We start from the raw sequence: 9009 nt of genomic DNA, 5'->3' as shown, positions 1-9009 counted from the left end.
TTCCTGAGGCGCTCACCGCCCTGACGGGCGCGTTCGACGAGATCTCGGAGGAGATCGAGCTCGAGAACCTCCTCCCCGACGTCGTCCGTCTCGCCGCCAGGACCGGCGACCTGGAGCTGGCCCAGTCCCTCGCGGGCCAGGCCGCCAAGCTCGCCAAGGGCTCGGAGATTCCGCACCGGCAGGCGAACGCGCTGTACTGCGAGGGCCTGCTCGATCATGACGCGGGCCGCTTGCTCACCGCCGCCGAGCGCTATCAGGACGCCAGCCGTCCGCTGCTCGCGGCGAAGGCGTACGAGGCCGCCGCCGCGGAGTTCCTCCGCGCCGATGACCGCGGCCGGGCCAGGGAGGCCTTCGTCCAGGCCGTCGAGGCGTACACCTCCATCGGCGCCGCCGCCGACGTCGCCAGGCTGCGCGCGGCGTTCCGGGCGCACGGCATCCACCGGGGGCCGCACTCCAGGCACCGGCGGGCGGTCAGCGGCTGGGACAGCCTCACCGATACCGAGGTCAAGGTCGCCGGGATGGTGGCCGAGGGGCAGTCGAACCCGGAGATCGCCGCCAAGCTCATGCTGTCCAGGCGGACCGTGTCGACCCACGTCTCGCACATCTTGAAGAAGCTCGGCGTGGCCTCGCGGACCGACATCGCCAGGGAATCGGCGCTGCGCACCGTATCGCCGCGGTAAGCCGTCATGAAAGAGCGCGGACAGGCCCCGTAGGGGGCGTACGGCCCGTCCCCACGTCTAACTTGTCGCGGTGGCCGCTTACGGGCCTGCCGTTACCGCAGGGGTTCAGCCGATGCTGCCCGCAGCCGGGCTACCGATCCGGCTGCGACCAGGGCTGACCCGGCGGCCATCCTCGGCCTGCGCCGCTGCACGGCCCGGGCCGCCCGCAGGACGCTATACACGACGTTCGGGGCTTCCATCGCGATCGCGAGCACCGTCAGCCGCCGCGGGTGGCGCACGCGCCACGGCACGCTGATGACCATCCCCGCTACCGGGGAAACAAGTTCGTACCGGCGGAGGAACCGCGATAGCCGGCGGGCTGTGGGTGTTTCCGTCCCGGCGGTAGCCGGGGTCTGTGTGCCAGGCTTGCGCATCAGGTCAATTTGCTGCCGGATGTTCTCTTGCACCTCGGCCGGGGTCGGCGCTTCCGTGCCAAGGCCCCACGCCACCAGCCCGAAGCCAGCAGCGCCTGCCCACTCTGCCAGGGCCCGCTGCCGGCGCCCGGCGGCCCAGTGCCCGGCCCCGGCGGCGGCCTGGGTAGCAACGGGGGCGACAGCTTGCACCCATCCGAGCGTCCTCGAGGGCCTGCCCCCGTCCAGAAGGCGCACAAGGGTGCGGTAGGGCGACGGGGCCTTGCTGTCATCACGAGCCATCCCGGCATTGTCGCCCAGGGGGCGCGAGTGTGCCAGGCTCCCGGGCTGCCGCCACCCCGGACGTTGCCGCCCGGCCGGGCCAGGGCGCCGATGCCCAGGTCCGGCGACCTCCGCGCCGGCACCCCGCCGCTCATCTGCTCAACCGGGATCTCCTGGCAGAGCTGCCAGGCCCGTGCCACCTCCTGCTCCCCCGTGCGGAACTACCTTGCACCGGCGACCCAAGCTCAAACCCTGCCGATCCCGTCAACCTGGTTACAGACGTTGAAAGGCGTGGGTCCACTGCGGCCGGGGCCGGCAAGGATCTCAGCCGCGGCGCTCAGCATGATCACGAAGGAAAAATCTCCTATGCGCGCATTTTTCTTTCGTGATCATGAAATCAGCAGGCTCGGGCCGGCCGGCGCGGAGCCGCTGACGGTGGGCGTGCGAGGCGCGGGGTCATGAAAAAGCGCGCCCCGCGGTGACCGCGTCGTCCGCAACAGCGGTCACCGGGGGCGCGTGTGGGGACAGGTCCCGTAGGGGGCGTACGGCCCCGTCCCCACGTCTAACCCAGCACCGCCCCGTCAGCGGCGGTGTGGTCGTCATGGAACAGCAGCGTGAAGTACACGGCCTTGCCGCCCGGAGTCCGGTAAAAACCCCACTCGGCCGCCAGGGTGGCGACTAGCATGAGGCCACGTCCTGTCTCGGCGTCGCCGGGGGCGACGGACACCACAGGGAAGGAACGCGACGTGTCATACACGTCCACCCGCAGTCGGCCGCGCAGGCACCTGATGCCTAGCGTGATGGTCTCGCCTGCCTCGTGGGTGATCGCGTTCGTCACGAGTTCGCTGGTGAGCAGCACCGCGGCGTCCGGGTCGACGGGGACGCCCCAGTCGCGGATCGCCGTCAGGACCTGGCTACGGGCTTCGCCCGCCGCCGCTGGCGATGCGGCCAGCCGGACGCGGCAGTGGTTCAGTTGGATAGGCGGAGAGGCCACCATCGCGTTCATCGCATGTCCTTCTTAGACCGGTTCGAGATCCGGGGGTGGGCGACCCACTCGGGCGGAGGACCGAGCGGGACGTCGCTCTCGGTGCCGGTTTCATAACAAATGCTGCTGCAAGTTGCATAGACAGACATCGGTCAGCTGACCGATTTCAGCTTGTGACGAATGAGCACGGATGAGCCTATTCGGGCATCTCGGCTGGTAGCTATGACGTCAGCGGTTGGTGAGGCTTGGCTGCATTGACAAGGCAAGCACCCGGATGTTGATCGGCTGCGCGTCCTCGAAGTTGTACATCCGCCCGTACTTCGGCCTGAGCCGGTCCATGATCCGCGGCACGGCCTCGTCGACGGCCCGCTGGCGGCCGGCCGCCCAATCGCCGACGAGACCCGCGGAAAACGCGCCGGGGCCGGCCGCTGACCGGTCGGGCTTCTCGCCCGCCGCGATCTGCCTGCCGTACAGGTACAGGGAGAAGTGGTTGTTCAGCCCGGCGAGCAGCCGTCCCCTCTCCTCCGCCCCGAGGCCGCTCAGGTAGTCGGTCAGGTAGAGGTCGGGGACAGTCTCAGGACGCGGGATCTCCTCGTTGATGAGCTCGGTGACCTCGTCCAGGTAGCCGAGGTAGAAGTCGAAGTCGGACTTCTCGCCTATGTTGCCGTGGCCGCCGGAGAACCAGTCGAACTCCAGGTCGCGCGCGAACTGCAGGTTCGGCTTGAACAGCACGAGCGGGTCCTGCCCAGCGAAGCCCCCGAACGGCAGCTGATCGATGTTGATCAAGTCCGCGGAATGCCCGATGCGCTCCTCGGCCAGCAGGAATACCGCGTGGTCTGGCGCGTGACCCGGCCGGGGCAGGCCGTGCAGCCGCAGCGTCACGCCCTCGAATTCGATGCCGCCGTCCGGCCAGCGCAGCACGTCGGTGGGCCGGGGCAGGTCACTGCCGAACCGCTCCATCCAGACGGCAGTGTGCTCGCTGGCGATCACGCGCGGGCTGGCCGCGAGTGACGTGACGAGTTTTCTCGCACCGCCGATGTGGTCCGCGTGGAAGTGCGAATAACAAAGCGCGGTTACCGGCAGGGACGTCACCGACCCGATCGCCTGCACTAGCGAATCGGCGGCGCCCAGTGGCGGATCCAGCAACAGGACGCCGCGATTGCCTACGTAGAACAGGGTGCAGTAAAAATGCCGGGAAAACCAATAGGTGCGCTCGGTGAGCCGTTGCAGAACGTATTCCTCCATGACGCTGCGCGGGAACAGATGGGAAACCCGCTGTCCTCGTCGCAGTGTCATTTCAGCGGAGGGTTCGACGTACTCGGCCGCGGTGATGGAGAGCGGTTCTTCCTGCCAGTCGCCTCGCATCACGAAGGCCATGACGTCTCCCTTGAGTCGGCTAGCGCCGATGCTCGCACACCGCGTCTGGCCGGTCAAGCGTCACTGGGCGGCCGGGCGCCGCGACGCCACGGCAGCCGGGTCAGGTGCCTGGACCGTCAAACTCGCCGTGACGGACGCCGCCGAGGAAGGCGTGCCATTCGGGCTGAGTAAATCGCAGTATCAGCCCTTCCGCATCCTTGCTGTCGCGGATACCGACGGCCCCCCCGTAAAGGCTCGCCACCTCGATGCAGTTTCCATTAGAGAAACTAAAAGAGCTCCTCACCCAGTAAGAGCCTGAACCCATTCGCCCCGACCGCTTGGCCGCGCGCCGTGCCATAGTACTCACCTCGTGGATTTGTCGTATGCGGAAATTAACTGTGGAAGATCCCCCGTGAACGGTATTACTTCGCGCTGCCTCCCGTCTGGAACGCGAGCGTGAAGTAGACCGCCTTGCCGCCAGGAGTGGCGTAAAAACCCCACTCGTCGGCCAGCGCGCCGACTATTATCAGGCCCCGGCCGGTCTCGGCGTCGGCGGGAGCGTCGGCCGGCGCGGGCATGGCGCGCGACGTGTCGTGGACATCGACGCGCAGCCGGCTGGAGGAGCACGTGACGTCGAGCATGACGGTGGGGTCGGCCTCATTCCTGACCGCGTTGGTCACCAGCTCGCTGGTGAGCAGCGCCACCACGTAGGCGTCAACCGGCACCTGCCACGCGCGGACGATCGCGCGCACCTGCGTGCGGGCTTCGGCCGCGGCTGCCAGTCCCGTGGTGAGCGGGACGTGGTGCGCGACCGGGTGGGTACTGGTCAGCATCGCGTTCATGCAGGTCGTTCCTTAGTCCGCTGGCCGTGGCTAGGCAATGCCACCGCTGCTTTCATGACAAATATTGCTGCAACTTGCATAGATAAACATCGGTCAGCTGACTTATTTAGCCGCGTGACTCTTGTGCCCTGGGAGCAAAGCGACGCACAGCGAGCAGAACCGCCGGGTCCCGGCGCGGCGGAGCGCGGTTGGACCGCGGCGAGACGGGTAACGACGCCAACATGGCGCAGGAGTCCGGCGGACGCGTGGGGGGCATCCCAGTCCAGCTGTCGCACCTGGACAAGGTTTTCTTCCCTGACGACGGGATCACCAAGGGCGACCTCGTCGCTTACTACGAGTCGATGGCGCCGCGCATGATCGGCTACCTCAAGGACCGGCCGCTGGTCATGGACCGGTACCCGGACGGCATCACCGGTCAGCGCCTCGTCCAGAAGAACGTCCCGGGGTACTTCCCCGACTGGATCACCCGCGCGGAGGTGAAGAAGCAGGGCGGCGTCGTGCGCCATGTCATCTGCGACAAGCCCGCGACCCTTGTGTACCTGGCCAACCAGGCCTGCATCGAACTGCACGTGTTCCTCAGCAGCCTGGCCGCGCTTGACCGGCCCGACCAGCTTGTGTTCGACCTCGACCCGCCGGACGAAGCCGGGTTCGACCTGGCCCGCCGCCACGCGCTCAACCTCAGGGAGATCCTCGAGAGCGACCTCGGGCTCGCCACCTTCGTCAAGACCACCGGCGGCAAGGGCCTGCACGTGCACGTGCCGCTGCGCCCCGAGGCCGACTTCGACACGGTGCGCGGCTTCGCCCGCGACGTGGCTACCCGGCTGGCCAGCCGGTTCCCCGATGAGCTGACCGTGGAGCCGCGCAAGGAGCAGCGCGGCCACCGGCTGTACCTGGACATCATGCGCAACGCCTACGCGCAAACCGTCGTCGCCCCGTACTCGGTGCGCGGCCGTCCCGGCGCCCACGTATCGACGCCCTTGTACTGGTCCGAAGTCGAGGACGCCACCCTGAACCCGGGCCAGTTCACGATGCGCACGATCGCAGCAGAACTGGAGCGCCGCGGCGACCCGTGGGCGGGGATGGCCAGGCGCCGCCGCCGCCTCCCGCGATAAGGAACCTAGTAGATAAGGTTCCGTGCTGAGCCGTAACGTTCCCGGAACGGTCGGAGCGTAGGTTGCCTCCATGGGTGAGGTGCGGCTGACCGGTAGCGGTTACCGCTGCCGGGACGAGTTACGACCGTGATCAGCTACCGGGTGGCGCTATGGGCGGCCGGGATCCTGCTGGCGGGCCTTCTCGCGGCGTTCGTGCCGCTCACGATGGCCAGCCACGATCTTCACCTGTCCGCCGCCGGCGCTACTCCCGTCATGGCCCTGGCACTGGCTGCCGCCGGGATGGTGGTGGCGAACCGTCAGTCGTCTAATCCGATCGGCTGGCTGCTGCTCGGCAGCGGGCTGGCCACGATGCTGTCGACCGATGCCGGACTCTACGTGCTGCTTGATTACCGGATCGGTCACGGTACGCTGCCGCTCGGCCCGGCGGCCGCGTTCTGGGTGTGGGCGTTGTGGCCACTCCCGTTTCTCATTGGCACCCCCGCGCTCGTGCTGTTTCCAGACGGCCAGCTGCCCACCCGCCTGTCACGATGGTCGGTGCGGATTTATGTCGCTACCAGCACACTGTGGATAGCGGGCCAGATGGCGGGGCCATCGATGCCATCGCCGGGCACCAGATCCACGTAGATGCCAGCGGCATCACGAACAACCCGGCCGGGCTGGCCGCAAGCGTTTCCAACCTCTCGTGGGTGTTCGCCGTACCGATCCCGGTGATCTGGCTGATCTGGATAGGCCACCAGATCGTCAGCTACCGCGGTGCCACCGACCAGCGGCGCGAGCAGCTCAAATGGCTCACCGGCGGAGCGGCGGCCGTGGTCGTGGGAGTGGTCGTGTCGCTGCTGGTGACGTCCTTGGGTGGTCCCGCTGCGCAGGCCGCGCTGATCATCTCCCGGCTGGCCATCGTCGCGTTCCCGGTCAGCATCGGCGTGGCCATCCTGAAGTACCGGCTGTACGAGATCGACCGGCTCATCAGCCGCACCCTGGCGTACGCGATCGTCACCGGGCTCCTGGTCGGGGTCTACGCCGGGCTGGTGCTGCTGGCCACCCAGGTGTTCCGGTTCCACAGCAGCGTGGCGGTGGCCGCCGCCACGCTGGCCGCGGCGGCGCTGTTCACCCCGGTACGGCGGCGAGTGCAGCGAGCCGTGGACCGGCGGTTCAACCGGGCCCGGTATGACGCCGGCCTGACCGTGGCCGCGTTCGCATCCAGGCTCAAGGACGCCGTGGACCTGGACTCGGTCCAGGAGGGCCTGGCCGACGTTGTGTCTCGCGCCCTGGAACCCGCCCACGTCTCGGTGTGGATCAGCCGACGCCACTGAAGCTGACTCCCGCCTCCGTCAAGCCCAGCTGCAGTAGCAGTGAGGCCAGCCTCGGACCGCCAAGGTTCCTGGCTGGGGTGAGTGTGTCCGTGCTGGCTGCGGGGTGGCCGGGGTCCGGTCCGAGGCTGTCCTCAGGGGCTCGCGGCTGCGCCGCGATGAGCGGATGCTCAGGTCATGACGCAGCGGTTTGTCACGGTTAACGATGTCCTGGACGGGCATGTCGCGCTGGACGTCGAATGCCTGGACCGGATCTACCTCAACGCCTACGTGCCGATCCTGCAGACCAGTTCCCAGGTGGTGGCGTTCCTGTCCGGGCACCTGGGATTCCCGTTCCCATCGCCGGCGCTGTTCCGGCAGATGGGAGACCGGTTCCGCCGGGCAGTGATGTCGTTCGCCGATGCCAATGACATTCCCTGGGTCAGGTTCGGTAAGGACGAGGCCAAGCTGGAGGTGATGCAGCCGCACCTGGCCCGGCAGGCATCGACCGGGCGGTCCGGGGTGGCCGCGATCGGCGTGGCCCAGGAGTTCCAGCGGGTGTGGACCGCCTATGAGGGCAAGACGTCCACCGGGACGCCGCGGTGGAACTTCGTCAAACAGGACCGGCGGGTGACCTGCTATTACTTCTACCTGTGGGATGAAGACTTCGGCCCGGCGTTCATCAAGGTCTGCGCCTACTTCCCCTATCCGGCCAAGATCTGGGTCAACGGGCACGAGTGGGCCAAACGGCAGGCCGCCCGGGCAGCGCTGGGGTTCACCGCCCTGTCCAACGGGTTCGCCTCCTGCGAGGACCCGGCTGCCTTGCAGGCGATCTGCGACCGGCTCGGACCCGGGACGATCAGCGTGTTCGCCCAGCGGTGGCTGCACCGGCTGCCGCTGCCGTTCGGCCCGAAGGACCACGACGCCGGTTACTGGTGGGAGATCTCGATGAGGCAGGTGGAGGTCTCCCGCACCATCGTCTTTGACGCTCCGCGCCATGCCCGCGGCTTCTTCGAGGCGCTGGTCGCCGACAATCTCGATATCGGCCGGCCGCATAACGTGGAGATCATCTTCGCCCGCAAGATCCGCCGCGACACCCGCGGCACCTTCCGCACCGCGATCGACCGCCGCGACAACGGCGGCGTCCTGGTCAACGTCTTCTACAAGCACTCGCGGATCAAGCAGTACCTCAAGGACGGCCGGGCAATGCGGATCGAGACCGTCGTTAACGCCCCCCGCGACCTGGGCTGCAACGCCCGCCTGCCAAACCTGGAAGAGCTGCAGGCTAAAGCCCGCGCCGCCAACCGGCGCATACTGGATGCTGAACGTGCCGGCCAGGGCACCGTCCTTGCGAGCCCAGCCTTTGAGCGGGTCGCGCGCCCCTCCGTTGACGCGGAGGGGCGGAGGGCCCCGGCGCTCCGCTTCGGCGATCCTCGGGTCATGGCCCTGGCCGGCGCCCTGTGCCAGACGCTGCTCGCCGCAACCGGCTTCACCAACAAGAACCTCCGCGTCCTGATCGCCGGGCTGCTCGGCAGCGACTACACCCCAGGGCAGATGACCTACGACCTGCGCCGGCTCCGCCTCAACGGGCTCATCTGCCGGCTCCCGCGCACCAACCGCTACACCCTGACCAGCGACGGCATCCGCATCGCCGTCTTCTACACCAAGATCTACAACCGGCTCCTCGTCCCGCTCACCGCGGCGAACCAGGCCCAGGCCCCGCCCGAACTCCGCGCCGCGCTATCAGCCATCACCCGCCACGTCGACGACTACGCCAACCGTGCGCGCCTTACCCGCGCGGCGTAAAACTTGACACAAACGTCCACAACCTCGCGACCAAAGATCGCTAGATCCTCGTCGGCCTCCGCCGCTTACAGTTCAACCAGGCTCACGCACCGCTCGAAACGCCGGAATCAGCAGGTTCCTACCGTGGCCGCCCGACCTTCAGGGGGGTGAGCTGCTCGATGTCGTGCCTGGCCCTGATCTCGGCAATCACCTGCGGGTCGGGCGGGCCGCCCTGGGCGATCTGCTTGCCGAGTTCGTCCAGGTAGTACTCATGGCCTGGCGGAGAGAC

The 9009-nt window shown here is 68.0% G+C and carries 10 protein-coding genes; 5 read left to right on the top strand and 5 right to left on the bottom strand.

What is annotated here, in order from left to right:
• The coding region (locus WA805_RS07290; protein ID WP_425241951.1) for a helix-turn-helix transcriptional regulator at positions 1 to 680 on the top strand (680 nt) is incomplete at its 5' end.
• 92 nt (positions 681 to 772) lie between these two features.
• On the opposite strand, the gene WA805_RS07285 is transcribed toward WA805_RS07290, so the two are convergent.
• The 5 genes from WA805_RS07285 to WA805_RS07265 all read right to left on the bottom strand — a co-directional run bounded on the left by WA805_RS07285 (position 773) and on the right by WA805_RS07265 (position 4534).
• On the bottom strand, positions 773 to 1282 hold the full coding sequence (locus WA805_RS07285) for a hypothetical protein (RefSeq protein WP_422290922.1): 510 nt from the start codon (positions 1280 to 1282) through the stop codon (positions 773 to 775).
• A gap of 631 nt (positions 1283 to 1913) precedes the next feature.
• Positions 1914 to 2357 (bottom strand): ATP-binding protein, encoded by a 444-nt coding sequence (locus tag WA805_RS07280; RefSeq protein ID WP_422285128.1) that lies wholly within the window; start codon positions 2355 to 2357, stop codon positions 1914 to 1916.
• 207 nt (positions 2358 to 2564) lie between these two features.
• Entirely contained in the window at positions 2565 to 3713 is a 1149-nt protein-coding gene (locus WA805_RS07275; RefSeq protein ID WP_422285127.1) for an MBL fold metallo-hydrolase, read from the bottom strand.
• Between the two features lie 100 nt (positions 3714 to 3813).
• Positions 3814 to 4017 (bottom strand): DUF397 domain-containing protein, encoded by a 204-nt coding sequence (locus WA805_RS07270; RefSeq protein ID WP_425241952.1) that lies wholly within the window; start codon positions 4015 to 4017, stop codon positions 3814 to 3816.
• Positions 4018 to 4114: 97 nt separating this feature from the next.
• Positions 4115 to 4534 (bottom strand): ATP-binding protein, encoded by a 420-nt coding sequence (locus tag WA805_RS07265; RefSeq protein ID WP_422338651.1) that lies wholly within the window; start codon positions 4532 to 4534, stop codon positions 4115 to 4117.
• A gap of 245 nt (positions 4535 to 4779) precedes the next feature.
• Between WA805_RS07265 and ligD the strand changes: the two genes are divergently transcribed.
• The 4 genes from ligD (at position 4780) to WA805_RS07245 (ending at position 8741) form a co-directional block, all read left to right on the top strand.
• Complete coding sequence (gene ligD / locus WA805_RS07260; protein WP_422338650.1) at positions 4780 to 5646, top strand: non-homologous end-joining DNA ligase; 867 nt, start codon at positions 4780 to 4782, stop codon at positions 5644 to 5646.
• 126 nt (positions 5647 to 5772) lie between these two features.
• The gene (locus WA805_RS07255) at positions 5773 to 6270 is read left to right on the top strand and encodes a hypothetical protein (RefSeq protein WP_425239403.1); all 498 of its coding nucleotides are present in this window, start codon (positions 5773 to 5775) and stop codon (positions 6268 to 6270) included.
• Positions 6210 to 6959 carry a hypothetical protein gene (locus WA805_RS07250; RefSeq protein WP_422285119.1) on the top strand — a complete coding sequence of 250 codons (750 nt, stop codon included), beginning with the start codon at positions 6210 to 6212 and terminating at the stop codon, positions 6957 to 6959. The genes WA805_RS07255 and WA805_RS07250 overlap by 61 nt, the downstream gene beginning before the upstream one ends.
• A gap of 174 nt (positions 6960 to 7133) precedes the next feature.
• Positions 7134 to 8741, top strand: coding sequence for a hypothetical protein (locus WA805_RS07245; RefSeq protein ID WP_425241950.1), 1608 nt, complete (start codon positions 7134 to 7136; stop codon positions 8739 to 8741).
• The last annotated feature ends 268 nt before the right edge of the window (positions 8742 to 9009 follow it).

The organism is Trebonia sp. (assembly GCF_049794275.1).
Classification (GTDB): Bacteria; Actinomycetota; Actinomycetes; order Streptosporangiales; family Streptosporangiaceae; genus Trebonia.
The sequence above is the reverse complement of the archived record's forward strand: the minus strand, read 5'-3'. Positions and strand labels throughout refer to the sequence as shown.

Excerpts from the sequence above, each read along its gene's own strand:
- WA805_RS07280 (WP_422285128.1), bottom strand. The coding sequence starts at position 2,357 with ATGAACGCGATGGTGGCCTCTCCGCCTATCCAACTGAACCACTGCCGC.
- WA805_RS07275 (WP_422285127.1), bottom strand. The coding sequence starts at position 3,713 with ATGGCCTTCGTGATGCGAGGCGACTGGCAGGAAGAACCGCTCTCCATC.
- WA805_RS07270 (WP_425241952.1), bottom strand. The coding sequence starts at position 4,017 with ATGGGTTCAGGCTCTTACTGGGTGAGGAGCTCTTTTAGTTTCTCTAAT.
- WA805_RS07265 (WP_422338651.1), bottom strand. The coding sequence starts at position 4,534 with ATGAACGCGATGCTGACCAGTACCCACCCGGTCGCGCACCACGTCCCG.
- WA805_RS07245 (WP_425241950.1), top strand. The coding sequence starts at position 7,134 with ATGACGCAGCGGTTTGTCACGGTTAACGATGTCCTGGACGGGCATGTC.